We start from the raw sequence: 25,893 nt of genomic DNA on the forward strand, positions 1-25,893 counted from the left end.
TTACGCCACCAGCCTGACCTGGCGTCCGGCCAGACGCGCCATCACGGCCACCAGGTGATCGATCTGGGCCACGGTGTGGCCGGCGTTCATCATGAAGCGCAGGCGCGCCTGGCCTACCGGCGCGGCCGGGAACTGGATCGCATCGACGTGGATGCCTTCGCGCCGCAGTTCGATGGCATAGCGCTGGCAGGTTTCGGCGTCGCCGATCAGCACCGGCAGGATCGGGGTGTCGGTCGAGATGATGGTGTAGCCCAGCGGCGCCATCTGCTCGATGAAATAGCGCTGGTTGTCCCACAGGCGTTGGCGCCGCTGCGGTTCCTCTTCCAGCAGGTCGAGCGCAGCCAGCAGCGCTGCTGCCTGGTCCGGTGGCGGCGGGCAGGTGAAGCCGTAGGCGGAGCTGGTCAGGCGGATCACGTCGGCCACGTCGCGCTCGACGGCCACGAAGCCGCCGATCGAGCCGAGCGCCTTGCTCAGGGTACCCATCTGCATGATGTTCTGGCTGTAGCAGCCGAAGTGCTCCGAGGTGCCGCCGCCGTTGGCGCCGAGGATGCCGGTGGCATGGGCATCGTCGATGTACAGCAGCGCGCCGAAGCGCTCGGCCAGCGCCACCAGGTCCGGCAGCGGTGCGATCGTGCCTTCCATGCTGAACACGCCGTCGCTGACGATGATCGGCGTCGTGCCTTCCTGGGCGCCCGCCTGCAGCAGCGACTCCAGGTGGTTCATGTCGCAGTGGCGGTAGTTGTAGCGCAGCGCGCCCGACATCTGGATGCCTTCGCGGATGCTGATGTGGTTGTACTCGTCCGAGTAGTACGCATATTTGTGGCGCTTGCGGGCGCGGAAACCGTGCAGGCGCGCCAGCGTGGCCGCCTTGACGATCGACGACAGCACGCCGATATTGGTCATGTAGCCGGTCACGAACAGCACCGCGTCGCTCTTGTGCTTGAGGGCGCCCAGGCGCGCTTCGAGCTCGCGGTACACTTCCAGGTCGCCGCCGAGCAGGCGCGATTCGCAGTTGCCCACGCCGTAGCGGTCCAGGCCGCGCTTGGCGGCCGCCACCAGCCGCGGGTGGTTGGCCAGCGCCAGGTAGTTGTTGGTACTGAAGGACACCACTTCCTGACCGCCGCTGATGAAGGTGGGGTCCGGCAGCGTGGCGTGGACGGCGGAGTCGTGGTGCACCGGGTGGTGCTGCAGCCAATGGGCGATGTCGGTCAAGTCATGCATGATGGAGTAGGGTTCAGTGAGTGTGAAACCATCATAGAACCGGGCGACTCTCCACAAGCTTGCGGTGACATTACAAACAGGAAAGCTAGTTACACGCCAGCGTGCGCTAGTTCGTGGCCAGCGGCAGCACCAGCCGCGCCACCAGGCCCGGCGCATTGTCTTCCAGCGCCAGCCGGCCGCCGTGCGAGGTGGCGGTGGCGCTGACGATCGACAGCCCCAGGCCGTTGCCCGGCAGGTGGCGGCTCTTGTCGAGGCGGTAGAAGCGCTGGGTCACCTTGTCCAGCTCCTCGGGCGGGATGCCGGGGCCGTTGTCGCTCACGGCGATCGACGCCATGCCGTGATGCAGGCCGGCGCGCACCCGCACCGCCGATCCCGGTCCCGCATACTTGAAGGCGTTTTCCAGCAGGCTGGCAATCGCGCTGGCGAGCAGGTTGCGGTCGCCATCCACGTACAGCGACTCGGGCGCTTCCACGGTCAGCGCGATGTTGTCGTCTTCCGCGATGGCTTCGTACATCTCGCCGATGTCGGCCACCACGCGGCCCAGGTCGAGCCGCTCGAACATGCTGGTGCGCATGCCCGACTCTACCTCGGCGATCTGCAGCAGGCGTTCGAACAGGCGGATCAGGTCGTCGATGTCGTCGATGGCGTCGTGCGAGGCGCCCGACAGCCGTTCGACGCTGGCATCGTGGCGCAGCGCGTCGTCGAGCCGGCCGCGGATGCGCGAGAGCGGCGTGCGCAGGTCGTGGGCGATGGCGTTGGAGACGTGGCGGATACCTTCCATCAGCAGCTCGATGCGGTCGAGCATGCGGTTGATGTCGCGGTTCAGGCGCGCGAATTCGTCGTCGCCGCTGATGGTGATGCGGTGACTGAGGTCGCCCGCCTCGATGCGGGCGGCGGTGCCGCGTATCTCGCCCAGCTTGCCCTCGATGGTGCGCCGGAACAGCAAGGCGCCCGCCACCGTCAGCAGCAGCGACACGCCGGCGCCGGCCAGCAGCGCATCCCAGATCAGCTCGCGCACTGCTTCCTGCTCGCTCAGGTCGCGGCCGACGATCAGCACGCCGCCGCCGGCCAGCGGCAGCAGGTACAGGCGCGCCGGTTTCAGGTGGCCTTCGCGCACCACGTCGGCGCTGAGCATGGTGGCGCGCGGTGCGGTCTTGCCGGCGATGGTCCCTTCGGCCAGCGGCCACGAGCCGAGGTTGCCCGCCAGCGCCTTGCCGCCGCTGTCGAGCAGCTGGTAGATTTCGCGGTCGCTGTCGATGCCGTCGTTGAGCAGGCGCCGGACTTCCTCGATCAGGCTTTCATGGCCGCCGGTGGCCGCGCGGTGCAGCAGGCGCCGGGCCTGGGCGACGATCTTGCCATCGAGGTTTTGATCGAGCACGCCGATGGTGCCGGTGTAAAACACCAGCGACACCACCGCGATCGACAGGGTGCCCAGCAAGCCGTAACCGAGCACCAGCTTGGCGGCGATCGATGCGCCCCACAGCCGCGAGGCGGACCGCAGCCGGTCAGCCAAGCGGATACTCCCCGTCCGCCGGCGCCGTGGCGCCCATGCGGTAACCGACGCCGCGCAGGGTGTGGATCAGCATCACCGGGAAGTCCTTGTCCACCTTGGCGCGCAGGCGGCTGATCTGGACATCGATCACGTTGGTTTGCGGGTCGAAGTGATAGTCCCATACCGATTCGAGCAGCATGGTGCGGGTGACCACCTGGTTCTCGTTGCGCATCAGGTATTCGAGCAGCCGGTACTCGCGCGGCTGCAGCGTGATGACCTTGGTGCCGCGCGTGACGCGCATGGTGCGCAGGTCGAGCCGCAGGTCGGCCACCTGCAGCTGGGTGCTGTCGGCGCCGGGGGCGCTGCGCCGCAGCAGCGCCTCCACCCGCGCCAGCAGTTCGGAAAACGCGAACGGTTTCGGCAGGTAGTCGTCGGCGCCGCCGCGCAGGCCCGTCACGCGGGCGTCGATGGTGGACAGGGCGCTGACGATGATGACCGGCGTGTGCTTGCCCAGCGCGCGCAGTTTGTCGACGATGGACAGGCCGTCGATGCGGCCCGGCAGCATGCGGTCGAGGATGATGATGTCCCAGTCCTCGCCGGTGGCGTAATCGAGTCCGTCCGGGCCGGTGGCGCAGGCGGTCACCAGGTAGCCCGCCTCGCGCAGGCCCTTGCAGATGTAGTTCGAGGTTTCGGCTTCATCTTCGATGACCAGGCAGCGCACGCGTTTCTCCATCAGGGGGTGATGGCCTATTTTAACCGCATCCACTGCAAATACCGGGGTGAACCCCCGCCGGAACGCCGTCGTTGCGTCGCACAGCGATGACGCCATCTTGGCAGCGTCAACGGAGAGGACCGTCGTCAGGGCGCAGAGTTCGCTTGCAATGATAATTTTTTGCCCTGGAAAAAGATTTGCGCCAGATCAAAAAGTGCCGCAATGGCGGCTCACACAGCTCCAGGCCGCTGCTGCAGTTGCCGGTACAGCGCATGGTAGTCGCGCGCCATGCGCTCGGCCGTAAACAGCGCGCCGTAGCGCACCGCGGCCTGCCGGCCCATGGCGGCAACGCGCTGCGGGTCGTCCCACAGCGCGCGCATGGCGGCAGCCAGCGCGATCGGATCGTCGGGCGGCACCGCCAGCCCGGTCTGGCCGTCGAGATTGACATAGGTGGTGCCGGTGCCGATCTCGCAGGAGATCAAGGGCTTGCCGAACATGGCCGCCTCCAGCAGCGAGATGCCGAACGCCTCCGCGCGCAGGTGCGACGGAAAGACCATGGCGTAGCAGGCCTGCAGCAGCGCACTCTTGTCGTCCTCGTCCACCGCGCCCACGAAGTGCACGTGGTCGAGGCCCAGCCGCGCAGCGTGCTGCCGCAACGCCTGCTCGAGCGGGCCGGCGCCGGCGATCACCACCGGATAGCGGCCGGCAGCGCCGGTAACGGGCGTGGCCAGGTGGGCCAGCGCATCGAGCAGGACATGCAAACCCTTGTAGTAGCGCAGCACGCCGAGGAACAGGAAAAAGCGTCCGGGGAGCGGATCGCCCGCAGGCGTGCCGCAGCGCGCGCGCCAGCGCGCCACCGCCGCCGCCGGCGGCGTGCGGTAACCGGCCCGGTCCAGACCATAGCCGATCACGCGGGTCTTGCCGGCAAACCGGCGCAGTACCGGCGACGACGCCAAGTAATTGGGCGACGCGGCGACGATGGCGTCCACCCGGCCCAGAAAGCAGTGCTGCAGCGGTGCGTACAGGCGCAGCAGCCTTTTCTGGCGCACGATGTCGGCGTGGTAGCTCACCACCGTCGGCTTGTCCACCCTTGCCAGGAAGTGCGCCAGGTCCATGAACGGCCACGGGAAGTGGTAGTGCACGATGTCGGCCTGGCGCGCCAGCGCAGCGAGCTTGCCGATGGCGCCCAGCGAAAAGCCGGTGGACGCGATCTCGATATTTTGCCGCGCGCGGTGCACGACATGGCCTTCGACGTCGATGCGCGAGGCGCCGCCGCGCCCGAGCGTGAGCACGGTGTTCTCCACGCCCAGCCGGCCGGTGCCCACGCACAGCTGGCGGATCGCCTGCTCCACCCCGCCCCACGAGTCGGGATAATACGTCTTGTAGAAATGCAGCACGCGCATGGCGGCGCCGCTCACGCTGCCAGCACTTGCCGGTACACGGCGGCGGTGCGGCGCGCCGCGTCGTCCCAGCGCATCGCCAGCGCGCGCTGCCGGCCGGCGGCAATCAGGCGCGCGCGCACGCCGTCGTCGCGCGCCAGCGTGCCCAGGGCAGCGGCGATGTCGTCCACCGACAGCGGATCGAATTCCAGCGCTGCGCCCTGCGCCACCTCGGGCAGCGACGCGGCATGCGCGCAGGCCACCGGCACGCCGCTGGCAAACGCTTCGAGCAGCGGCAGGCCGAAGCCTTCGTACAGCGACGGAAACACGAAGGCGCCGGCGCCCGCGTACAGGTGGCGCAACTGCATGTCGTCGGTCACGCGGTCGAGCCAGACCACGCGCTCGCCGCGCTCGCGCGCCGCCTTCAGGCGCTGCACCAGTTCGGCGCTGCGCCAGCCCGGCGCACCGGCGATCACCAGCTGCCGCGCGGCGCGCAGCACCGGCGGCAGCGCCAGGTAGGCGTCGAGCAGGCGTCCAACGTTCTTACGCGGCTGCAGGGTGCCGACGCACAGGTAATAGCCGGCCTGCAAGCCATAGTGCGTCAGGGTGGCCGCCAGCGCTGCGGGCGCGGGCGCCTCGAACCACTGGGCGCCCACGCCGTGGTGCAGCACGCTGATGCTGCGCGCGTCGATGCCGAAGTGTTCGACCAGCTCGCGCGCGGCAAACTGCGACGGCGCGATCACGTGCTGCGCCTTGCGCACGGCGCGCCGTTGCAGCCAGTTTTTCAGGCGCCGCCACTTGGGATTGCACCAGTGCGGGTGCGAGACGGGCAAGGCGTCGTGCAGGGTCGCCACCACCGGGCAGTCCATGCGCACGATGCGGTAATCGGTGGCGTGGAACAGGTCCAGCCGCTTGCTGTCACCGCCTGCGCCGGCGGTCAGCGTACGGCTCACGTCGAGATAGGCGCCGGCCGGCAACAGCAGGTCCCCGAGCGTGGCGACCGGAAACGACAGCGGCAGCGCGCGCCCGGCGCTGAGCGGCGCGCCGCCGCCGGGCGGGGCAAAGCTGAACGGCAGCACCTCAATGTCGGCGGCGCCCGGCAAATGCTCGAGCAAGGCCCGCGTGTAGACACCGATGCCGTCGATGCGCCCGCCGGTCAGCGCCGGCTCGATCATGGTGGTGGACAGACCGACCCGCAACGGCGCTGCCACGCCGCTCATGCTGCAAACATCCAGCGCAGCGTGTCGGCCAGCGGCACCGGCGCCAGGTCGCCGATCACGGCGGCCAGCCGGCGGTTGTCGCCCACCAGCCGCACCACTTCGTTGGCGCGCACAAAGGCCGGATTGACGCGGACGTCGATGCGGTAGCCGGCAATGTCGGCCATCAGGTCCAGCACTTCGCCCAGCGACCAGCCCGTGCCCGAGCAGACATTGAAGACGCGGCCGGCGGTCGCGGCGACCGGTGCGGCCAGCAGGCGCCGGTAGCTGTGCGCCACCATGCGCACGTCGGAAAAATCGCGCCATACCTGCAGGTTGCCCAGCTCGATGCTGGCGGCGCGCCGGCGGCAGTGGGCGACGATCTTGGACAGCAGGAAGTGCTCGTCCTGGCCCACGCCCGTGTAGTTGAACGGCCGGGCGACGATCAGCGGCAGGCGGTCGGCCCACAGGCGCGCCATGGTTTCCATTGCCAGCTTGCTGACCGCGTAATCGTTGGCGGGCGCGGGCGGCACATCCTCGCCGATCGGGTCCGCTGTGGCGTTACCGTAGATATTCGCGCTCGAGGCCAGCAGCACTGCCGAGGGGCGCTGGCCAGATGCGTCCAGTGCAGCGAGCGCCTCCAGCAGGTTGCGGGTGCCGACCAGATTGACCCGGTACATCTGTTCGGCGTCGCCGTGGTGGACGAAGGCAATCGCCGCCAGGTGCACCACCACGTCGGGCCGCACCTGCTGCACCACTGCCGCCAGGCCGGTGCGATCGTTCAGGTCCACGCCGAATTCGTCCTCGCTGGCAGGGTCGCCGGCGCCGGGCAAGACGATGCCGAACACCCGGTAACCGGCCGCGCGCAAGGCCTGCACCACGTAACGGCCCGTGAAGCCGGCGCTGCCGGTGACCAATGCGCGCCGGCCGGCGCCCTCTGCTGTCGTCGCAACATTCACCATCGGCTCCTAGAACGAGACGCCGGCGCGGTTGCGGCGCAGGTCGGCTTCCACCATCATCCGGCACAGCTGCTCGAGCGTCGTATGCGGCTGCCATCCGAGCTCGGTGGAGGCCTTGGTGGCGTCGCCGATCAGCAGGTCCACTTCGGCCGGCCGGTAGAATTTCGGGTTGACGCGCACCAGCACCCGGCCGGACGCGCGGCAGATCCCGGTTTCCTGCGCGGCCGCGCCCTGCCAGGCGAGGTCGATGCCGGCCGCGCGAAACGCCATGGTGACGAAATCGCGCACGGTCTCGCTGCGGTTGGTGGCCAGCACATAGGTGTCGGCCGCATCGGCCTGCAGGATGCGCCACATGCCTTCCACGTATTCTTTGGCATAGCCCCAGTCGCGCCGGGCGTCGATGTTGCCCAGTTCGAGCACGTGCTGCTGACCGAGGTGGATCCGGGCCACGCTGTCGGTGATCTTGCGGGTGACGAAGGCGCGGCCGCGCAGCGGCGACTCGTGGTTGAACAGGATGCCGGAGGCGGCGTAGATGCCGTACGACTCGCGGTAGTTGACCGTCATCCAGTGCGCATACAGCTTGGCCACGCCATACGGGCTGCGCGGGTAGAACGCGGTGTCTTCCTTTTGTGGCACCGCCTGCACCTTGCCGAACATCTCCGAGGTCGAGGCCTGGTAGAAGCGGATGCCGCGATCGACGATGCGGATCGCCTCGAGCAGGTTGACCACGCCCAGGCCGGTGATTTCGCCGGTGGTGAGCGGCTGCTCGAACGAGACGCCGACGAAGCTCTGCGCGGCCAGGTTGTAGAGCTCATCGGGCTGCACGCGCTGCAGCAGGCGCACGATGGCCGACAGGTCGGTCAGGTCGAACTCCACCAGGTCGAGCTGCGGGTGGGCGGCAATGCCGAGCTCCTCGATGCGCCAGAAATTGACCGAGCTGGTACGGCGGTAGGTACCGGTGACCTGGTAGCCTTTGTCGAGCAGCAGTTGCGCCAGGTAGGCGCCGTCCTGTCCAGTAATGCCGGTGATGACCGCTTTCTTCGAGTTCATCGTGGATGCCTGTGGAAGGTAACGAAGGTGACGAGAGTGACCAAGTGGATGCCGATTGCGCTCGATTGTAATCGAGTCGGCCGGCACGCACCACCACCTGCGGCAAGGCATCGACCGGCAAAAAAAAACCGCTACCCAGGTAGCGGTTTTCCGGTGCGGCCAGCGGTCCCGCTTACGCTTTGCCGGCCACGGCATCGACCACGCACAGCGCGGTCATGTTGACGATGCGGCGCACGGTGGCCGATGGCGTCAGGATGTGCACGGCGCGCGAGCAGCCGAGCAGGATCGGGCCGACCGCGATGCCGTTGCCGGCCGCCGTCTTCACCAGGTTGTAGGCGATGTTGGCCGAGTCCATGTTCGGCGCCACCAGCAGGTTGGCGTCGCCGGTCAGGGTCGAATCGGGCATGATGGCCTGGCGCAGCTTGGAATCGAGCGCCGTGTCGCCGTGCATTTCGCCGTCGATTTCCAGGGTCGGATCGAGCTGCTTGACCAGGTCCAGCGTGGCGCGCATCTTGCGTGCCGATTCGCTGTTGGACGAGCCGAAGTTCGAATGCGACAGCAGCGCCGCGCGCGGCGACAGGCCGAAGCGGCGCATCTCGTCGGCCGCCATCACCGTGATGGCCGCCAGCTCGCTGGCGCTCGGGTTTTCGTTGACGTGGGTATCGACCATCACCAGCTGGCGCTCCGGCATGATCAGCACGTTCATGCCCGCGTACACGCAGGCGCCCTCGCGCTTGCCCAGCACCTGGTCGATATACTTGAGGTGCAGTTCGGTGGTGCCGAAGGTGCCGCAGATCATGCCGTCAGCGTCGCCCTTCTTGATCATCATGGCGCCGATCAGCGTGTGGCGGCGGCGCATTTCCAGCTTGGCGTATTCCTGGGTCACACCGGCGCGCGACGTCAGCGCGTAGTACGACTGCCAGTAGTCGCGGTAGCGGTCGTCGTGGTCGGGGTTGATGACGTCGAAGTCGGTGCCGTGTTTCAGGCGCAGGCCGAACTTGGCGATGCGCGCCTCGAGCACGGCAGGACGGCCGACCAGGATCGGACGCGCCAGTTTTTCATCGACGATCACCTGCACCGCGCGCAGAACGCGCTCTTCTTCGCCTTCGGCATAGACGATGCGCTTGAGTTCGACCGGAGCCTTCTTGGCCACCTGGAACAGCGGCTTCATGAAGGTGCCGCTGCGGTACACGAATTGCTGCAGGCTGTCCGCATACGCTTGTAGGTCCTGGATCGGACGGGTTGCCACGCCCGAGTCTTCGGCCGCCTTGGCCACGGCCGGCGCGATCTTGATCAGCAGGCGCGGGTCGAATGGCATCGGGATCAGGTATTCCGGACCGAACGACAGGTTGGTGAAGCCATAGGTGGTGGCCACGATGTCGGACTGCTCGGCGTGCGCCAGTTCGGCAATCGCGTGCACGACCGCGATTTCCATCTCGCGCGTGATGGTGGTGGCGCCGCAATCGAGCGCGCCGCGGAAGATGTAAGGGAAGCACAGCACGTTGTTGACCTGGTTCGGATAGTCCGAACGGCCGGTGCAGATGATGGCGTCGCCGCGCACGGCCTTGACTTCGTCGGGCAGGATTTCCGGATTCGGATTGGCCAGCGCCAGGATCAGCGGGTTCGAGGCCATCGCCTTGACCATATCCTGCTTGAGCACGCCGCCGGCCGACAGGCCGAGGAAGATGTCGGCGCCGGGAATGACTTCGGCCAGCGTGCGGGCGTCGGTCTCGCGGGCGAAGCGTTCCTTGTCCGGGTCCATCAGCTCGGTGCGGCCTTTATAGACGACACCGGCCAGGTCGGTCACGAAAATGTTCTCGAGCGGGAAGCCGAGGTCGACGATCAGGTCCAGGCAGGCCAGCGCCGCAGCGCCGGCGCCGGACACCACCAGCTTGCATTGCTTGATGTCCTTGTCGACCAGCTGGATGCCGTTCAGGATGGCGGCGCCGACGATGATGGCGGTGCCGTGCTGGTCGTCGTGGAAGACCGGGATCTTCATCCGCTCGCGCAGCTGGCGCTCGATGTAGAAGCACTCGGGCGCCTTGATGTCTTCCAGGTTGACGCCGCCGAAGGTCGGCTCCAGCGCGGCGATGATGTCGACCAGCTTGTCCGGATCGAGTTCGTTGATTTCGATGTCGAACACGTCGATGCCGGCGAATTTCTTGAACAGCACGCCCTTGCCTTCCATCACCGGCTTGGCGGCCAGCGGACCGATGTTGCCAAGGCCCAGCACGGCGGTGCCGTTGGTGATCACAGCCACCAGGTTGCCGCGCGCCGTGTATTTATAGGCAGCAGCCTGATCGATGACGATTTCTTCGCAAGGCGCCGCCACGCCCGGGGAGTAGGCCAGCGCCAGGTCGCGCTGGTTGGTCAGTTGCTTGGTCGGCGTCACACTGATCTTGCCCGGCGTCGGGAACTCGTGGTACTCGAGTGCCGCAAGGCGCAGTTGTTGACGAATCTCTTCTTTTTTCTCTGCTGACGAATCCATGCTCTACTGCCTTCCTGTTTGTGCGGTCGGAAAGCCTACGATTTTATCAGACCCAACTTTGCGCATAACTAGGTATTTTCACGCAGGGTGATAATAGTTATCAGTATTTGTTATGATGATTCACATCAAATCTCCAAATTTTCCTTGCTTTTAGGCGCATTAGCCGTAGGGATGCGGTCATATGCCATATTTTCAGCAATTATCGGTTTTTACTATTTATCCGATAACGCTCATTGAAAATGGCAATGATGCAGTACTGCGTGGCGTGACAAGCGCCGTTTACAATGGCGCATGCTCTCCGAATTCGACCTCATACACCATTATTTCCAGCGGCCCGACCACCGCGCTGCCCCTGCCGTCGCGCTGGGCATCGGCGACGACTGCGCCCTGCTCACTCCCACGCCCGGCATGCAGACGGCGATCTCGTCGGACATGCTGGTCGAAGGCCGCCATTTTTTTGCCGGCGAAGAAGCGCTGCGGCTCGGCCATAAAAGCCTGGCGGTCAACCTGTCCGACCTCGCTGCGATGGGCGCGCGCCCGGTCGGCTTCACCCTGGCGCTGGCCTTACCAAGCGCCGAGCGCGACTGGCTAGCCGGCTTTTCCCGGGGCCTGTTCGCGCTGGCCGATGCGCACGACATTGCCCTGATCGGCGGCGACACCACCAAGGGACCGCTCACCATCTGCATCACCGTGTTCGGCGAAGTGGCGCCGGGGCGCGCCCTGCGCCGCAGCGCCGCTGTGCCCGGCGACGACATCTGGATTTCCGGCACGCTCGGCGACGCCCGCCTGGCGCTGGCGGCCTATCGCGGCGAGCTGGCCACGCCGCTGGCCGCAGCGGACCACCAGCAGGCGGCCACCCGCATGCACACGCCCACGCCGCGGGTGGCGCTGGGCATGGCGCTGGCGGCATCCGGCATGGTCCATGCGGCGATCGATATCTCGGACGGCCTGGTGGGCGACCTCGCACATATCCTCGCGCGCTCGGGCGTGGGCGCCACGCTCGATGTCGATGCGCTGCCACCCGGCCCGGTGCTGGCCACGCAGGACGCCGCGCTGCGCCGCGCCTATTGTGCGGCCGGCGGCGACGATTACGAGCTGTGTTTCACGGCGCCGGCCGGCGCCCGTGCAGCCATCCTGGCGGCCGGCGCCAGCACGGCGACGCCAGTGAGGCGGGTCGGCAGCATCGCGGCGCAGCCCGGCCTGCGCCTGGTCGATGCGCACGGCACTGCGCTCGATCTCGGCTTAACCGGCTTCGATCACTTCAAGTCCTGAGCCAGCACGGTGGCAGCGGCTGTCGCCACATCGACCGCCGTCTCGTCTTCCTCGGGCAGGCCCACCTTGCGGCCGCTGCCCTGCATCAGCCAGTAATGGTGGAAGGCCAGGCGGATGTTGTCGCGCAACTGCACGTCGTCCCACGGCTTGGTGTAGAAGCGGTAGATGGCGCCGCGGTTGATCGATTCGAGCACGGCGTCCACGCCCAGGTAGCCGGACAGGATGATGCGGATGGTTTGCGGATACAGGTCCTTGACCTGGCTGAGGAACTCGGTGCCGCTCATGCCGGGCAGGCGCTGGTCGCACAAAATCACCTGCACGTCGTGCAGCGCCAGCTGCTCGAACGCTTGGTCGGCGTTGCCGGCCATGAGCACGTTGTAGTGATCGGGTTCGAACAGCTGGCCCAGCGCCCACAGCACGTCCGGGTTGTCGTCCACCAGCAGCAGGGTTTGCGCCGGCTGCAGCGGCTTGTCCGGGTCCACCGGCAGGCAGCGGCCCGACTCCACCAGCACGCCCATGTCGCGCGGCGCCACCGGGCGGCTGAAGAAATAGCCCTGGATTTCGTCGCAGCGGCCGCGGCGCAGGTATTCGAGCTGGGGCCGGGTTTCCACGCCCTCGGCGATCACCCGCAATTTCAGGCTGTGCGCCATGCTGATGATGGCGGTGGCAATGGCCGCATCGTTGGGATTGGTGGTGATGTCGCGGACAAAGGCGATATCGATTTTCAGCTTGTCGATCGGGAAGCGCTGCAGGTACGCCAGCGACGAGTAACCGGTGCCGAAGTCGTCGATCGCCACCTTGATGCCCAGCGCTTTCAGGCGCGTGAGCACGTCGATGGTGCGTTCGGTGCTCGACATCAGCGCCGTTTCCGTCAGCTCCAGTTCCAGCAGCTCGGGCGGCACGTCGTGGCGCGCCAGCGCACCGCGCACCACCTGTTCCAGGTCGCCTTCTGAAAACTGGCGGCTGGCGACATTGACCGCCACCCGCACCGGCCCCACCGAGCTGCGCAGCCAGGCGCCGATCTGGCGGCAGGCGGCGTCGATGATCCAGTCGCCCACCTGCACGATCAGGCCCGTGTCTTCCATCACCGCCACGAAATCGGACGGGTGGACCAGGCCATAACCGGGCCGCTGCCAGCGCAGCAGCGCTTCGGCGCCGGCGATGGCGCCCGTGTGCAGGTTGACTTTCGGCTGGTAGTACAGCAGCAGCTCGTCGTTCTCGATGGCCCGGCGCAGCGCCAGCTCCAGGTCCAGGCGCGCCAGCACCTGCACGTTCATGCCGGGCGTGAAGAAGCGGTAGCCGTCGCGGCCGGCCAGCTTGGCGCGGCCCATGGCGGTATCGGCATACTTGATCAGGGTTTCGGGATCGCCGGCGTCGTCCGGGTACATGGCGATGCCGATGCTGGCGCTGAGCACGACCTGGTGACCATCGAGGTCGAATGGCGTGCGCAGCGTCTCGCGCACGTCGGTGGCCATGTGCACGGCTTCCTGCTGGTCGCGCGGCATGGTCATGATCAGCGCGAATTCGTCGCCGCCGATGCGCCCCACCGTGTCGCGCAGGCGCGCCGTCTGCATCAGGCGGTTGGAAAACTGGCGCAGCAGCTCGTCGCCCATGTTGGAGCCGAGCGTGTCGTTGACGACCTTGAAGCGGTCGAGCGCGATCATCAGCACCACCACCCGGCAGCCCTTCTCTTGCGCGGCGTCGAGCGTATCGGCCAGGGTCTGGAAGAACAGCGTGCGGTTGGGCAGGCCGGTCAGGCTGTCGTAATGCGCCATGTGCTGCAGCATTTCCTCCGAGTGGCGGCGTTCGCTGACATCGCGCGCCACGCCCAGCAGCAGGGCGCCCTCGCCCGGCCGCTTGAGCAACTGCCAGTACAGCTCCACCGGCACCGACACCAGGTCGCGGCGCATCAGCTCTCCTTCGGCCAGCTCGGGCGCGCGCGGCTGGCCGATGGCGGCCGCGTAATCGTCGAGCCGCAGCGCCTGCGCGCGCAGCGACGCCAGCGTGCCCAGGCCGAGCCGGCTGGCGGTCTGGCCCAGCATGTCGGCGCGCGGGTAGTCCAGCATGCGACAGGCGCCGTCGTTGACGTCGAGCAGTTCTGCGGTGGCGGCGTCGAGCAGGAAGATGGCGTCGGCCGTGGCGTCCATGGCGCTGCGGAAGCGCTGCAATTCGGCCGTGCGCTCGCGCACCGTCGCTTCCAGGCGCGCATTGTAGTCGCGCGCCTGGCGGTGCATCAGGCGCACTTCGAGCAGGTTGCGGATGCGCGTGAGCGCCTCGACCGGGTCGATCGGCTTGCTGAGAAAATCGCGCGCGCCCTGTTCCAGCGCGCGCACCTTGTGGTCCGGTTGCGCCGTCACCACCAGCACCGGCAGCCATGCGCCGGTTTCGAGCGGGCGCAGTTGCGCCATCACTTCGAAGCCGTCCATGCCGGGCATCTGCAGGTCGAGGATGATCAGGTCGTAATGGTGTTCGGCGTGCAGGCCGACGACGGCGCACGGATCGGTGGTGGCGCTGACCGCCTGGTAGCCGGTGGACGTCAGCAGGTATTCGAGCAGTTCCACATTGACCGGCTGGTCATCGACGATGAGTATGCGCGCATGGAAGATGTCGGTCTCGCTGATCATGAAAACATGCCTCCTGGTGAGCCTCCTGGTGGGCGTTCGACGCCGGCCGTTCTGGCCGCCATAGTCCGTCTGAGTGTACGCATGTTCGACATGATGGTCTAATGAATTCAAATAATACCGGTAGTCACTGAAATCCTAGTGCACGGCTCGCAACGATTGCGATCTGCATGGTACAGTGGGGCCACCCTTGATTGCCACACCAAAGGAGACTTCCATGAGCAGCGACACCATCCTCGCCCTGGCCGCGCAAGTCGGCAAAGCCTTGCAAGACAAGGGCCTGATCCTCACCACCGCCGAGTCGTGCACCGGTGGCGGCGTGGCCCAGGCCATCACCGAAATCGCCGGTTCCAGCGACTGGTTCGACTGCGGTTTCGTCACCTATTCCAACGCCTCGAAAACCGAAATGCTCGACGTCGCCGCCGCGCTGATGGCGCAGATGGGCAGCGTCTCCGAGGAAGTGGCCGGCGCCATGGCAACCGGTGCGCTCGGTGCCAGCAACGCCCACATCGCGCTCTCGACCACCGGCATCGCCGGTCCCACCGGCGCCGTGCCGGGCAAGCCGGTCGGCACGGTGTGCTTCGGCTGGGCCAATGCCGACAGCGTGCATACCGAGCGGCTGGTGTTTTCCGGCGACCGCCAGGCCGTGCGCGAGCAGAGCGTGATCCATGCGCTGCAAGGGCTGCTGCGCTTTATCGACTGAGGCCCCGCCCTTGCACGCAAATATTGCCTTCGAGCCATAAAACAATTACCCTCTTCCGGGCGGCGATTTTCCCGGAACAACAGGAGTGGTTCAGATGCATAACACGGTACATTTTATTCTCCAGGGCAAAGGTGGCATCGGCAAGACGCTGGTGTCCACCATTCTTGCGCAGTGGATCGCCAGCAAGGACGTGGCCGAAGGTGCGCAGCCGCTGCGCTGCTACGACACCGACCAGGAGAACGCCACCTTCACCCGCTACAAGGCGATGCAGGTCAAGCACGTGCCGGTCATGACCGACAGCCGCACCATCGATCCCAAGCGCTTCGACGCGCTGATGATCGACATCCTCGAGCAGGACGGCAACTGCGTGATCGACAACGGCGCCAACACGTTTTCGCCGCTGATGGGCTATCTGATCGAGAACGACTGCTTCGCGCTGCTCGCGGAATCGGGCCGCAAGGTCTATATCCACACCATCGTCGGTGGCGGCGACACGCTGCACGACACGGCCATGGGCTTCGTCTCCACCGCCAAGGCCACCAGCGTGCCGCTGGTGCTGTGGGAAAACGAGCACTTCGGCCTGCTGCAATCGGCGGCCGGCAAGCAGTTCACCGAATCGCAGACCTTTGCCGACAACGCCGCGCGCGTCTGCGGCCGCGTGGTGCTTTCGGCCCGCAACGCCGACACCTTCGGCGCCGACCTCAAGAAGATGAACACGGCGCGCCTGACCGCGGCCGAAGTGCGCGAGAGCGACAAGTTCAACGTGATGGAAAAGCAGCGCATCAAGGTCGTGTTCCGCGACCTGTTCGAGCAGCTCGACAAGGTCGCGTGGTAAGCGGCCATGGCCATGGATCAGCACAAGCTGCGCACCCTCGTATTTGAAAAAACCGGCGTCCGGATCGATATCGACGATCCGGTGTTTGCGCTGGTGGCCCTGAACGAGGCGGTGCTGGAAGACGCGGTGGAACGCCACGTTGCCGCCATCGACAGCGCCACGCGCGAACTGCTGCGCCGCGCCCGCGACGCCGGCGGCCTGCCGCCGGAGCGCCACCGCGGCCACGACGCCTCCAATGAGCTGGGCCCGGACGACGCGGCGCATGCCGGTGCGGCGCCGGTCGCGGCTTCGGTCACTGCGCCCGGCGCCGGCAGCGCCACCACGCATCGCGACAGCAGCGCTGTCCACATCACCGTGCGCGAGTGGCGCCTGCTGGCGGCAGCGGCCGGCGTCGCCGTCCTGTCGGCGCTGCTGGTGCTGGCCGGCCAGGCGGCATTCACCAAGCCCGGCCCCACTGCCGCCCAGCTCCGGAGCCTGCAGGAAGCCGAACAGTTAAAAGCGGCCATCGACCGGCTCGATCCCAAGCTGCGTGCTGAAGTGCGGTCGCAGCTTCCCAGATAATTTCCGCTGAACTTGTCAGCCTCGCCCGACTCCAACCGTTCGACCGGTTAGATCCACAATATGTGGTTCAACTGCGTTGGGATCTGCTACGCTCGATCGGTTGTCACTTGACAACCACGAGTCCTTTATCTAGTATGAGAGCTGCCATGGCACGCAACCGCCATCCGAACAAGGAAGTAGAGCAGGCAATCCGCCACGCCGAACACCATGGTTGGCGGGTGATGGTCGGCGGCAGTCACGCCTGGGGAAAACTCTATTGCCCCTATAACGACAGCGAGTGTCGTTGCGGAACTTTTTGCATAGCAAGTGTCTGGAGCACACCGCGAAATCCCAGCAGTCACGCGCGGGATCTCCGCAGGGTCGTCGATCACTGCACGGCGAACCGACATCAGAACGATGGAGCACAATGATGGAATACGAATTTACGCTCAAGTACCAACTCGATGCGGCCGATTGTCATGTCGACGACCTGATCGAACGGCTGGGTGCGGCCGGCTGCGACGATGCGCTGATCGGTACCGGACAGGCAGGGCAGCTGGGGCTCAAGTTCAGTCGTGAAGCGGGGTCGGCCAAAGAAGCCTTGAGGAGCGCACTGGAGGACATCCGTGGCACCATACCAACGGCAAAGCTGGTGGAGGCAGGTCCCGATTTCGTGGGTCTGACCGACGTCGCGGAGTTGATGGGCATGAGCAGACAAAACCTGCGCAAGCTGATGGTCACCAACCCTGCCACGTTTCCTCTGCCGGTGCACGAGGGCAGTTCGGGCATCTGGCACCTGGCAGATCTGCTCGGCTGGCTGCAAGAAAAGGAATATGCTGTGGAAGAAGGTATGGTCGAAGTCGCCCAAACTACGCGCCAGCTTAATCTGCTCAAGGAGCTGCAGCGCCTGCCTGCGGAAATCGATGGCGAAATGCGCAAGTTGTTGGCATGAGCAGGTTTAAAAGCCGCCACCGGCATTTCCGTGCTAACATATGAATACCTATTCATATGACGAAATGTGACGCTTCATGAGCTGCCAACACGATTACACCGGCTGCGATCCTGCGATTGCCGAGCTGGCCGACCTGTTCCACCTGCTGGGCGACCCGACCCGGCTGCGCATCGTGCTGGCCTGCGTGGCCGCGCCGATCGCGGTCAGCGATATCGCCGCCTCGCTCGATCTGAGCAGCTCGCTGGTCAGCCACCACCTGCGCCTGCTGCGCGCCGCGCGCATCGTCAAGTCCGAGCGCCAGGGCAAGCAAGTGTTTTATTCCGCCGCCGATGCCCATATCAGCGGTGTCCTCAACGATATGCTCGAGCATATCGCCGAACCGGCCAACGGGAGCGACGCATGAGCCAGCACCACAGCCACGACACCCACGAGCCCCCCCATCATCACGCGCACGGCAGCGGCACGCACGCCGATCACGACCACGACGACCGGCACGGCCACGATCATGGACACGGGCACGATCATGGACACGGTCATGGCATCGGCCACCACCATCACGGCGACCCCAACACCATGGGCCGGGCGTTTGCGATTGCCATCGTGCTCAACCTCGGCTTCGTGGTGGTGGAATTTTTCTACGGTTATCTCGCCAACTCCACCGCGCTGATGGCCGACGCCGGCCACAACCTGTCCGATGTGCTGGGACTGATGCTGGCCTGGGGGGCGGCCATCCTGGTCAAACGCCAGCCCAGCGCACGCTATACCTACGGCCTGCGCGGCAGCTCGATGCTGGCGGCGCTGTTCAACGGCATGTTGCTGATGGCTGCCTGTGGCGTGATCGCCTACGAGGCGATACAGAAGCTGATCACGCCCGATCCGGTGGCCGGCCTGACGGTGTCCATCGTGGCCGGCGTCGGCATCCTGATCAACGGCTTCTCGGCCTGGCTGTTCATGGCCGGCAGCAAGGACGATATCAACGTCCGCGGCGCCTATCTGCACATGGCGGCCGATGCGGCGATCTCCCTCGGCGTGTTGCTGGCGGGCCTGGCGGTGCGCTACAGCGGCTGGGACTGGATCGATCCGGCACTGAGCATGGTGATCGTTGCGATCATCGTCTGGAGTACGTGGGGCCTGCTGACACAGTCGCTGCGCATGGTGCTGGCGGCCGTGCCCGACAACGTGGACCGCGCCGGCGTCGAGCAATTCCTGCGCGCCCAGCCTGGCGTGAGCGCCGTGCACGACCTGCATATCTGGGCCATGAGCACCACCGAGAATGCGCTGACGGTACAACTGGTGACGCCGGCCGGCTACCCGGGCGATGTGGCGGTGGACCGCATCAGCGCGGCGCTCAAGGACCGGTATGCGATTGACCACAGCACGCTGCAGGTGCGCCTGGGCGCCATGCCGCAGGCGTGCTGCCTGCAGGTGGCGGCGCACGCCGGCGGGCACGACTGATTACTTGACGTCGACCAGTTCGACGTCGAAGATCAGCGCCGAGTTCGGCGGAATGCCGCCGCCCGGTGCGGCGCGCGAGCCATAGGCCAGTTCCGACGGAATGATCAGGGTGCGCTTGCCGCCCACCTTCATGCCGACGATGCCCTGGTCCCAGCCCTTGATCACGCGGCCGGCGCCGAGCACGAAGTCGAGCGGCTCGCCGCGCGGAATCGACGAGTCGAACTGGCGGCCGTGCATGTGCTTGGCCAGCGGACGATACAGCCAGCCCGTGTAGTGCATAAAGACGGTGGAACCGCTGGTCGCTTCGCGGCCGGTGCCGATCTTGGTATCGGTGACGATCAGCGATTCGGCAGCCGGACCCGGGGTGGCGGAACCGACGACCACCGGAGCGGCCGGTGCAGACGGTGTTTCGGCCGGGGCAGCAGGAGCAGCAGGAGTCTGGGCCTGGGCCGACAGCGATGCCAGCGCCAGCAGCGTTGCTGCAAAAACGGAACTACGCTTCATAGATTGATTCTCTCTCTGGATGACTGGGGGACGGCACGCGCACGCGTACCGGCGCGCACCATGATAGCAAACCTGTCCTGGCGCAGGCTTAAATCGCGGCGACGGCTTCCGCTGCAGCGGGCACGGCCGCCAGCTGGCGCAGCACGTGGCCGGCTGCCACCATGCCGAAGGTGGCAGTGACCACCATGGCCGAGCCGAAGCCGGCGCAATTGAGGCCGGTGATGCCGGCAGCGTCGACCTCGCACGCGGCGTCCGGGTACTTGAGCGGCTCCATCGAAAACACCGCATCGACGTGGAACTTGGTCTTTTCGCCGCGCGGAAAACCATAGTCGCTGCGCAGCAGGCGCCGTACCTTCTTGAGCAGCGGTTCCTGCTCGGTGCGGGCCAGGTCGCGCACGGCAACCTGGGTCGGATCGGTCTGGCCGCCGGCGCTGCCGATGATGACCAGGGGAATCTCATGGCGGCGGCAGTGGGCGATCATCGCAGCCTTGGCCTTCACGCTGTCGATGGCGTCGATCACGTAGTCGAAGCGGCCGGTGCCGAGCATGGCGTCGAGATTGTCGGGCGTGACGAAATCCTCGACCTGGTGCACCACGCAGAACGGATTGATCCCGGCGATGCGCTCGGCCAGCGCGTGGATCTTGGCCTGGCCGACCGTGCCGCTCAGGGCCTGGATCTGGCGGTTGATATTCGATTCGGCGACGTTATCGAGGTCGATCAGGGTCAGCTGGCCGATGGCGCTGCGGGCCAGCGCCTCGACGATCCACGAGCCGACGCCGCCCACGCCCACCACGCACACATGGGCGCTGCGAAAGCGCGCCAGCGCCGGCGCGCCGTACAGGCGCGCGATGCCGCCGAAGCGGCGTTCGAAGTCGACCTCGTCGTCGACATCGGCGGGATTGAAGGGTGAATTGGTATCCATCCCGCCATTTTAGCGGACGCGGCAAGAAAAATTATTCTAGAATGATTTTCTCCCCCAGCCAGAGCATTGATCCCATGAGCAACACACTGTTCGACACCGCCCCCGATTTCCACCAGCCGATCGCCGTGCTCAAGCATTGCCACGACCGCATCCGCAAGCAACTGGCGACGCTGGCCAGGCTGCCGGACCACCTGGCCGCCCACGGCGCCGATGCCGAAGCGCAAAAGGCGGCCCAGGTCGTCCTGAAATATTTCAACCACGCGGCCCAGTTGCACCACGACGACGAAGAACAGAATCTGGTGCCGATGCTGCAGGCGACCGCGCGCGACGCCGACCTGGCCCTGCTAGCCGAGCTGGTGCCCGGCATCCTGGCCGACCACGCTGCCATGGACCAGGACTGGGCGCTGCTGCAGGGACAACTCGCCGCGATCGCCAGCGGCGCCGGCGCCGCCCTCTCGGCGGAGAACGTCCAGCGCTTCTGCGACGCCTACGCGGCCCACATGGCCAAAGAGGAAGCCCATATCGCACCGATGGCCAAGCGCCTGTTCAGCCCGGAGCAGATGGCGCAGCTGGGCAGCGCCATGCAGGTCCGGCGCGGCCTGTCCCCCACCCTGCCCGCCAGCCAGGTGCCCGAGCAGCAACAGGTACCGGTCCACAACACGGTCGCGGACGGCGTGGTGCTGGCCGACCTGCGCCTCGACTACGGTCGCGCCAGCCTGACCGAACACGATGTGCTGGACGACCCGATCGCGCAGTTCGGCAAGTGGTTCGACGAGGCCCTGCACGCCAGGGTCAACGAACCGAACGCGATGAGCGTGGCCACCGTCGATGCCGACGGCCGCCCCAGCTCGCGCATCGTGCTGATCAAGCAGTTCGATGCGCGCGGCTTTACCTGGTACACCAATTACGCCAGCCAGAAGGGCCGCCAGCTGGACGCCAACCCGCACGCGGCGCTGCTGTTCTTCTGGAGCGAACTGGAACGCCAGGTGCGCATCGAAGGCACGGTCGTGAAAACCTCGGCCGAGGAAAGCGACAAGTATTTTTATAGCCGCCCGCTGAAAAGCCAGATCAGCGCGATCGCGTCGCAGCAGAGCGCCCCGATCGCCAACCGCGAGCAGATGGAAACCCGCTACGAGGCCGTGGCCGCGGCCAGCGGCGAACACCCGGTGCGCCCTGAACACTGGGGCGGCTACCGGCTCGACCCGGTGCGCATCGAATTCTGGCAGGGGCGCCGCTCGCGCTTCCACGACCGCATCGTGTACCTGAAGCAGGCCGACGGCAGCTGGCGCAAGGAACGCCTGCAACCGTAGGGTAGCAGCACCACCTGCGGGGCGGTCCGCGCTCGCTGCGGCGGTGCCCGGCGTAGCGCCGTGCGCTTGGGGCGCGCGCCACGGTTTGCAGGTTTTCCTGGCGTTAGCCCCGGCCTGCCGATCTTTGGCATAATGGCAAAAAGACTCAGGCTGACCATGCATACCATTTCCCCCCGCGCCGCAGAACGGCCGTTCGACACCGCCCACTTCCGCCAGGCCCTGGGCCAGTTTGCCACCGGCGTGACGGTGATCACCACGCGCCTGGCCGACGGCACCTTTCGCGGTTTGACCGCCAGCTCCTTCAATTCGGTCTCGCTCGAGCCGCCGCTGGTGCTGTGGAGCTTGTCCAACGGCGCCACCAGCATGCCCATTTTTACAGGCAACTCGCACTACGTGATCAATGTGCTCAGCGCCAGCCAGGCCCACCTGGCCAAGCTGTTCGCCACGCGCGGCGCCGATCCCTGGGCCAGCGCCGAGTACGACCTGTCGCGCACGGGCCAGCCGATCCTGAAAGGCGCTTCGGCCTGGTTCGAATGCCACAACCGCAGCCGCTATCCCGAAGGCGACCACGTGATTTTCGTGGGCGAAGTGGAACTGTGCGAATTCTCGCCGAGCCCGCCGCTGATCTTTCACGGCGGCCAGTTCGGCAGCCTGGGCTAAAAACGCAAATTGGTGTCGCCATCAGAAAAGCCGCCCGCCCGGCAGCGGCTTAGAATGCCAACAGCATTCACCATAATGAGAGACCACCATGAGCCAAGCCCGCGCCCAGTTCCACTGGGATGATCCCCTGCTGCTGGACCAGCAGCTGACCGACGAAGAGCGCATGGTGCGCGACGCCGCTGCCGCCTATTGCGGCGACAAGCTGGCGCCGCGCATCCTCGAGGCTTTCCGCCACGAGCAGATGGACACGTCCATCTTCCGCGAAATGGGCGAAATGGGCCTGCTCGGCCCCACCATCCCCGAACAATACGGCGGTCCCGGCCTGAACTACGTGGCCTACGGCCTGATCGCGCGCGAAGTCGAGCGCATCGACTCCGGCTACCGCTCGATGATGAGCGTGCAATCGTCGCTGGTGATGGTGCCGATCTACGAGTTCGGCACCGAGGCCCAGCGCCAGAAATACCTGCCCAAGCTGGCCACCGGCGAGTGGATCGGCTGCTTCGGCCTGACCGAACCGAACCACGGCTCCGATCCCGGCTCGATGATTACCCGCGCAAAAAAAGTGCCGGGCGGCTATTCGCTGTCGGGCGCCAAGATGTGGATCACCAACTCCCCGGTGGCCGACGTGTTCGTGGTATGGGCCAAGGACGACGAAGGTGCGATCCGCGGCTTCATCCTCGACAAGGGCATGGCGGGCCTGTCGGCCCCGGCCATCCACGGCAAGTTCGGCCTGCGCGCCTCGGTCACCGGCGAAATCGTGATGGACAATGTGTTCTGCCCCGAGGAAAACGCCTTCCCGGACGTGCGCGGCCTGAAAGGTCCGTTCACCTGCCTTAACTCGGCCCGCTACGGCATCGCCTGGGGCGCGCTCGGCGCGGCCGAGGCCTGCTGGCACACGGCCCGCCAGTACGTGCTCGACCGACAGCAATTCGGCCGGCCGCTGGCGGCCAACCAGCTGGTGCAAAAAAAGCTGGCCGACATGCAGACCGAAATCACGCTGGGCCTGCAAGGCTGCCTGCAACTGGGCCGCATGAAAGACGCCGGCACGGCCGCCGTGGAAATCACGTCGATGATGAAGCGCAACTCGTGCGGCAAGTCGCTCGAGATCGCCCGCGTGGCGCGCGACATGCTGGGCGGTAATGGTATCTCGGACGAGTTCGGCATCATCCGCCACATGGTCAACCTCGAGGTGGTCAATACCTACGAAGGCACGCACGACATCCACGCGCTGATCCTGGGCCGGGCCCAGACCGGCATCCAGGCGTTCCAGTAAGCGCCGCATGGACGAAAAAAAACCGCGCAGTGCGCGGTTTTTTTATGGGGCATCCAAGTCTCAGAAATTCAGGCCCTTGAAGTTGTAGCCGATGCTGACGCTGGCGGCGACCGGGTCCAGGCGCACGTCCTGGGTCTGGCCGGTCGAGAAGTGCACCTTGGTCTTGAGCTTGGTCTTGATCACGGTGGCGTCGAGGAACCAGTTGTCGTCGATGCGCCAGGTAGCGCCGATCTGGCCGCTGACGCCGGCCTTGTCGTCGAGCTTGTACGTCGCGCCGGGGCCGCCCGTGTTCAGGATCGCGGTCAGCTGGCCCGAACCGCGTTCCTTGACGAACATCGCGTAGGTGACGCCCAGGCCCACGTACGGCCGCAACGTGGCGTTGGCCGGCATGAAGCGGTACTGGATGAAGGCGGTCGGCGGCAGCACCTTGGCGTCGCCGAGCTTGCCGGTACCCTTGATCGAGCCGGCGCCGATCAGGTCGTGCTTGTACGGCACGCCCAGGTCCAGCTCGGCCGACCAGTTATCGGTCAGCATGTAGGCGATGGCAAAGCGCGGCTTGGTGTCGGATTCGACGTCGGCCTTGGTGCCCGGCAGGGCCGGCGCCGAGACGTCGCCCGAATCGACTTTCGGCGTGATCTTGTTCAGGCCCAGGGTGCCCAGCCAGGTGCCGGCCGTTTGTTGCGCCGAGGCGGCCGTGGCCAGCGACATGGCGGCAGCCAGCACCAGCAGTTTGCGCGAGGTTTTGTTCATAGTGTCTCCAGATTTTGTGCGTGTTCTCGTTCGATCGATTCGCCGGCCATCACCTTGGCGGTGGCCGGCGCCAGGCCGGTGTTACAGCCAGCCCTTGGTCACCAGGCTGCGCGACACGTAGCGGGCCAGCAGCAGGTTGTTGAACGGGGTCGGATGGACCTCGTCGGCGAACGAGTAGTGGCTGATGTCACCCGAGATCAGGTTGCTGCCGTTGCAGACGATCGAGGAGCCGATCGGGTTTTTTGCGGCACTGAGGTCGCAGGCCGGCTCGGAGACGTTGGTCAGCCCGTAAGGTCCAGGATTCATCGACTGATCGTGGCTGACCGCGTACACATCGACGATCACGACCTTGGGTTCGCTGCCCAGGCCCGAGGTCAGGGCCGTATTGTAGGCACCGACCATGGCGTCGATCAGGGTGCGGATCTCGGCCGAGCGCGCCCGGCCGCTTGGCGTGGTGGCCACGTCCGGCAGGTTGTTGACGGTGACGTAGTTGGCGCCGTTGGCGATGATCTGGTTTTTTACCAGCGACACGAGCTGGGTACCGGCGTCGCTCATGGCCTTGACCAGGGTCGGACCGTTGGCGGTGGCAAAATCGGCACCGGCCTTGGCACCGGCAGCGGTCGCGTCGGCCGTGGCCTTGGTGACGATGGCGCCGGCATTGGCGAGCACCGCCGTGTTGCCTGGCTGGGCGGCGGCAGTGCCGATCGCGGCCTGGGTAATCGAGGTCTGGGTCGCGCCCGCAGCCTGCCGCGCCGTGGCGACAGCGCCACCGATCGCTTGCGCTGCCGTGGCCGGATTGGTGGCGCCTGCCGCCAGTTGCGAAATCAGGCTGGTGAAGTAGGCGGTGGCGCCAGCAGCGGTACCGGCAGCAGTGGCATCGGCGTTGAGCTTGGAGAGCAGGAACAGCACGTCGTTACCGCCGGCCATGACCAGCACCAGCTCGTCGCCCTTGAACTTGCCGCCCACGGCGGCGAGGTGATTGGCAACCTGGGTAACGACCGGGACGGTCATGAAGCCGGTGGCGGCGCCGGTGGCGATATTGCCCGGCCCGACCGCTTCGGTGACACGGGCGCCGCCCTGGGCGTAGCCGAAGCAGCCGGCATTGGTCTTGCGGGGTACGCTGAAGCCGGGGGCAGTGCCGTCCAGGCCGGTCATGGCAGCGCACGGCGCCGGCAGACCCAGTTGTGCCGCCACCAGTTCGGTCCAGTTACGGCCGGTCAGCGTGGGGCTGATGGCGGTGTTGTCACCGTTGATCGTGAATTTGCCGCCCTTGAGCGCAGCGATGGCGCCGACATTGTAGGAGCCGACGTCGGACAGGCTGTCGCCGAACGACACTTGCGAATTGAATTTGACGCGCAGGGTTTGATCGCCTGCTTCCGGGCTCGAGCCACCGCAACCGGCCAGGATGGTGAGCGCCATGGCGGCGATGGCAAATTTGGTGTGACGCATATTGTCTCCTGAGATATTTTGGCCCAATAGTACGGGCGTGCTTTTCATGCCCAACTAGTCTGCCAGCGTTATGCGCGAATGTATAGCGGCGCGCAGTCAAATCGTCGAGGCTTGTGTTCAAAAAAGAACAATTGCTCGGAAGAGAAACAA

The 25,893-nt window shown here is 66.1% G+C and carries 24 protein-coding genes; 11 read left to right on the forward strand and 13 right to left on the reverse strand.

Translation table 11 applies throughout. The features are described from left to right. From ASF61_RS01985 to ASF61_RS02020, 8 genes are all read right to left on the reverse strand, one after another. On the reverse strand, window positions 1–1,221 hold the full coding sequence (locus tag ASF61_RS01985; protein WP_056150607.1) for a pyridoxal phosphate-dependent aminotransferase family protein: 1,221 nt from the start codon (window positions 1,219–1,221) through the stop codon (window positions 1–3). A gap of 106 nt (window positions 1,222–1,327) precedes the next feature. Beyond that, window positions 1,328–2,734: a HAMP domain-containing sensor histidine kinase gene (locus ASF61_RS01990; protein ID WP_056150609.1), complete on the reverse strand. Its 1,407-nt coding sequence runs from the start codon at window positions 2,732–2,734 to the stop codon at window positions 1,328–1,330. Further along, window positions 2,727–3,434: a response regulator transcription factor gene (locus tag ASF61_RS01995; protein ID WP_056151208.1), complete on the reverse strand. Its 708-nt coding sequence runs from the start codon at window positions 3,432–3,434 to the stop codon at window positions 2,727–2,729. The genes ASF61_RS01990 and ASF61_RS01995 overlap by 8 nt, the downstream gene beginning before the upstream one ends. A gap of 221 nt (window positions 3,435–3,655) precedes the next feature. Then, window positions 3,656–4,828: a glycosyltransferase family 4 protein gene (locus ASF61_RS02000; protein ID WP_056151209.1), complete on the reverse strand. Its 1,173-nt coding sequence runs from the start codon at window positions 4,826–4,828 to the stop codon at window positions 3,656–3,658. 11 nt (window positions 4,829–4,839) lie between these two features. Then, window positions 4,840–6,024 carry a glycosyltransferase family 1 protein gene (locus ASF61_RS02005; RefSeq protein ID WP_056150611.1) on the reverse strand — a complete coding sequence of 395 codons (1,185 nt, stop codon included), beginning with the start codon at window positions 6,022–6,024 and terminating at the stop codon, window positions 4,840–4,842. Further along, window positions 6,021–6,962 (reverse strand): NAD-dependent epimerase/dehydratase family protein, encoded by a 942-nt coding sequence (locus ASF61_RS02010; RefSeq protein ID WP_082491155.1) that lies wholly within the window; start codon window positions 6,960–6,962, stop codon window positions 6,021–6,023. Before ASF61_RS02010 ends, ASF61_RS02005 begins: the two co-directional genes overlap by 4 nt. Window positions 6,963–6,968: 6 nt before the next feature. Beyond that, the gene (gmd, locus tag ASF61_RS02015) at window positions 6,969–8,009 is read right to left on the reverse strand and encodes a GDP-mannose 4,6-dehydratase (RefSeq protein ID WP_056150612.1); all 1,041 of its coding nucleotides are present in this window, start codon (window positions 8,007–8,009) and stop codon (window positions 6,969–6,971) included. A gap of 172 nt (window positions 8,010–8,181) precedes the next feature. After that, window positions 8,182–10,497, reverse strand: a complete 2,316-nt coding sequence (locus ASF61_RS02020) for an NADP-dependent malic enzyme (RefSeq protein WP_056150614.1) — start codon at window positions 10,495–10,497, stop codon at window positions 8,182–8,184. Between the two features lie 291 nt (window positions 10,498–10,788). Between ASF61_RS02020 and thiL the strand changes: the two genes are divergently transcribed. Then, window positions 10,789–11,769: a thiamine-phosphate kinase gene (gene thiL, locus ASF61_RS02025; protein ID WP_056150616.1), complete on the forward strand. Its 981-nt coding sequence runs from the start codon at window positions 10,789–10,791 to the stop codon at window positions 11,767–11,769. Here the strand turns inward: thiL and ASF61_RS02030 are convergent. Beyond that, entirely contained in the window at window positions 11,754–14,393 is a 2,640-nt protein-coding gene (locus ASF61_RS02030; protein ID WP_056150618.1) for an EAL domain-containing protein, read from the reverse strand. The two genes, thiL and ASF61_RS02030, sit on opposite strands and share 16 nt — an antisense overlap. 214 nt (window positions 14,394–14,607) lie before the next feature. On the opposite strand from ASF61_RS02030, the gene ASF61_RS02035 reads away from it, so the two are divergent. From ASF61_RS02035 to ASF61_RS02060, 7 genes are all read left to right on the forward strand, one after another. Then, window positions 14,608–15,093 (forward strand): CinA family protein, encoded by a 486-nt coding sequence (locus ASF61_RS02035; RefSeq protein WP_056150620.1) that lies wholly within the window; start codon window positions 14,608–14,610, stop codon window positions 15,091–15,093. A gap of 94 nt (window positions 15,094–15,187) precedes the next feature. Then, the gene (locus tag ASF61_RS02040) at window positions 15,188–15,928 is read left to right on the forward strand and encodes a hypothetical protein (RefSeq protein ID WP_056150622.1); all 741 of its coding nucleotides are present in this window, start codon (window positions 15,188–15,190) and stop codon (window positions 15,926–15,928) included. A 12-nt stretch (window positions 15,929–15,940) separates the two neighbouring features. Then, complete coding sequence (locus ASF61_RS02045) at window positions 15,941–16,489, forward strand: hypothetical protein (RefSeq protein ID WP_056151213.1); 549 nt, start codon at window positions 15,941–15,943, stop codon at window positions 16,487–16,489. A 146-nt stretch (window positions 16,490–16,635) separates the two neighbouring features. After that, window positions 16,636–16,899 carry a hypothetical protein gene (locus tag ASF61_RS23845; RefSeq protein ID WP_082491157.1) on the forward strand — a complete coding sequence of 88 codons (264 nt, stop codon included), beginning with the start codon at window positions 16,636–16,638 and terminating at the stop codon, window positions 16,897–16,899. After that, a complete protein-coding gene (locus ASF61_RS02050; RefSeq protein WP_056151215.1) occupies window positions 16,899–17,420 on the forward strand; it encodes an AlpA family transcriptional regulator in 522 nt (173 codons plus the stop codon). Before ASF61_RS23845 ends, ASF61_RS02050 begins: the two co-directional genes overlap by 1 nt. A gap of 76 nt (window positions 17,421–17,496) precedes the next feature. After that, entirely contained in the window at window positions 17,497–17,823 is a 327-nt protein-coding gene (locus ASF61_RS02055; protein ID WP_056150624.1) for a helix-turn-helix transcriptional regulator, read from the forward strand. Beyond that, on the forward strand, window positions 17,820–18,875 hold the full coding sequence (locus tag ASF61_RS02060; RefSeq protein ID WP_056150626.1) for a cation diffusion facilitator family transporter: 1,056 nt from the start codon (window positions 17,820–17,822) through the stop codon (window positions 18,873–18,875). Before ASF61_RS02055 ends, ASF61_RS02060 begins: the two co-directional genes overlap by 4 nt. On the opposite strand, the gene ASF61_RS02065 is transcribed toward ASF61_RS02060, so the two are convergent. Then, complete coding sequence (locus tag ASF61_RS02065) at window positions 18,876–19,379, reverse strand: FKBP-type peptidyl-prolyl cis-trans isomerase (RefSeq protein WP_056150628.1); 504 nt, start codon at window positions 19,377–19,379, stop codon at window positions 18,876–18,878. 88 nt (window positions 19,380–19,467) lie between these two features. Next, entirely contained in the window at window positions 19,468–20,301 is an 834-nt protein-coding gene (gene tcdA / locus ASF61_RS02070; protein ID WP_056150630.1) for a tRNA cyclic N6-threonylcarbamoyladenosine(37) synthase TcdA, read from the reverse strand. 74 nt (window positions 20,302–20,375) lie between these two features. Between tcdA and pdxH the strand changes: the two genes are divergently transcribed. From pdxH to ASF61_RS02085, 3 genes are all read left to right on the forward strand, one after another. Continuing rightward, window positions 20,376–21,611, forward strand: a complete 1,236-nt coding sequence (gene pdxH / locus ASF61_RS22485) for a pyridoxamine 5'-phosphate oxidase (protein ID WP_082491158.1) — start codon at window positions 20,376–20,378, stop codon at window positions 21,609–21,611. 156 nt (window positions 21,612–21,767) lie between these two features. After that, window positions 21,768–22,271, forward strand: a complete 504-nt coding sequence (locus ASF61_RS02080) for a flavin reductase family protein (RefSeq protein ID WP_056150631.1) — start codon at window positions 21,768–21,770, stop codon at window positions 22,269–22,271. A gap of 88 nt (window positions 22,272–22,359) precedes the next feature. Then, on the forward strand, window positions 22,360–23,544 hold the full coding sequence (locus ASF61_RS02085; RefSeq protein WP_056150634.1) for an acyl-CoA dehydrogenase: 1,185 nt from the start codon (window positions 22,360–22,362) through the stop codon (window positions 23,542–23,544). A gap of 60 nt (window positions 23,545–23,604) precedes the next feature. Here ASF61_RS02085 and ASF61_RS02090 read toward each other — a convergent pair whose 3' ends face one another. Together ASF61_RS02090 and ASF61_RS02095 are read right to left on the reverse strand one after the other, a co-directional pair. Next, complete coding sequence (locus ASF61_RS02090; protein ID WP_056150635.1) at window positions 23,605–24,294, reverse strand: OmpW family protein; 690 nt, start codon at window positions 24,292–24,294, stop codon at window positions 23,605–23,607. Window positions 24,295–24,375: 81 nt separating this feature from the next. Continuing rightward, on the reverse strand, window positions 24,376–25,743 hold the full coding sequence (locus ASF61_RS02095) for an SGNH/GDSL hydrolase family protein (RefSeq protein WP_056150637.1): 1,368 nt from the start codon (window positions 25,741–25,743) through the stop codon (window positions 24,376–24,378). Between the last annotated feature and the right edge of the window lie 150 nt (window positions 25,744–25,893).

This window comes from Duganella sp. Leaf126 (assembly GCF_001423125.1).
Classification (GTDB): domain Bacteria; phylum Pseudomonadota; class Gammaproteobacteria; order Burkholderiales; family Burkholderiaceae_D; genus Rugamonas.

Coding starts and splice junctions, on each gene's coding strand:
- ASF61_RS02065 (WP_056150628.1), bottom strand. CDS start 19,379: ATGAAGCGTAGTTCCGTTTTTGCAGCAACGCTGCTGGCGCTGGCATCG.
- ASF61_RS02035 (WP_056150620.1), top strand. CDS start 14,608: ATGAGCAGCGACACCATCCTCGCCCTGGCCGCGCAAGTCGGCAAAGCC.
- gmd (WP_056150612.1), bottom strand. CDS start 8,009: ATGAACTCGAAGAAAGCGGTCATCACCGGCATTACTGGACAGGACGGC.
- ASF61_RS02090 (WP_056150635.1), bottom strand. CDS start 24,294: ATGAACAAAACCTCGCGCAAACTGCTGGTGCTGGCTGCCGCCATGTCG.
- ASF61_RS02000 (WP_056151209.1), bottom strand. CDS start 4,828: ATGCGCGTGCTGCATTTCTACAAGACGTATTATCCCGACTCGTGGGGC.
- ASF61_RS02045 (WP_056151213.1), top strand. CDS start 15,941: ATGGATCAGCACAAGCTGCGCACCCTCGTATTTGAAAAAACCGGCGTC.
- ASF61_RS02010 (WP_082491155.1), bottom strand. CDS start 6,962: ATGGTGAATGTTGCGACGACAGCAGAGGGCGCCGGCCGGCGCGCATTG.
- ASF61_RS02055 (WP_056150624.1), top strand. CDS start 17,497: ATGAGCTGCCAACACGATTACACCGGCTGCGATCCTGCGATTGCCGAG.
- ASF61_RS02085 (WP_056150634.1), top strand. CDS start 22,360: ATGAGCCAAGCCCGCGCCCAGTTCCACTGGGATGATCCCCTGCTGCTG.
- ASF61_RS02005 (WP_056150611.1), bottom strand. CDS start 6,024: ATGAGCGGCGTGGCAGCGCCGTTGCGGGTCGGTCTGTCCACCACCATG.
- ASF61_RS02095 (WP_056150637.1), bottom strand. CDS start 25,743: ATGCGTCACACCAAATTTGCCATCGCCGCCATGGCGCTCACCATCCTG.
- ASF61_RS02020 (WP_056150614.1), bottom strand. CDS start 10,497: ATGGATTCGTCAGCAGAGAAAAAAGAAGAGATTCGTCAACAACTGCGC.
- tcdA (WP_056150630.1), bottom strand. CDS start 20,301: ATGGATACCAATTCACCCTTCAATCCCGCCGATGTCGACGACGAGGTC.
- ASF61_RS02060 (WP_056150626.1), top strand. CDS start 17,820: ATGAGCCAGCACCACAGCCACGACACCCACGAGCCCCCCCATCATCAC.
- ASF61_RS23845 (WP_082491157.1), top strand. CDS start 16,636: ATGGCACGCAACCGCCATCCGAACAAGGAAGTAGAGCAGGCAATCCGC.
- thiL (WP_056150616.1), top strand. CDS start 10,789: ATGCTCTCCGAATTCGACCTCATACACCATTATTTCCAGCGGCCCGAC.
- ASF61_RS01985 (WP_056150607.1), bottom strand. CDS start 1,221: ATGCATGACTTGACCGACATCGCCCATTGGCTGCAGCACCACCCGGTG.
- ASF61_RS02050 (WP_056151215.1), top strand. CDS start 16,899: ATGGAATACGAATTTACGCTCAAGTACCAACTCGATGCGGCCGATTGT.
- ASF61_RS02030 (WP_056150618.1), bottom strand. CDS start 14,393: ATGATCAGCGAGACCGACATCTTCCATGCGCGCATACTCATCGTCGAT.
- ASF61_RS02040 (WP_056150622.1), top strand. CDS start 15,188: ATGCATAACACGGTACATTTTATTCTCCAGGGCAAAGGTGGCATCGGC.
- ASF61_RS02080 (WP_056150631.1), top strand. CDS start 21,768: ATGCATACCATTTCCCCCCGCGCCGCAGAACGGCCGTTCGACACCGCC.
- pdxH (WP_082491158.1), top strand. CDS start 20,376: ATGAGCAACACACTGTTCGACACCGCCCCCGATTTCCACCAGCCGATC.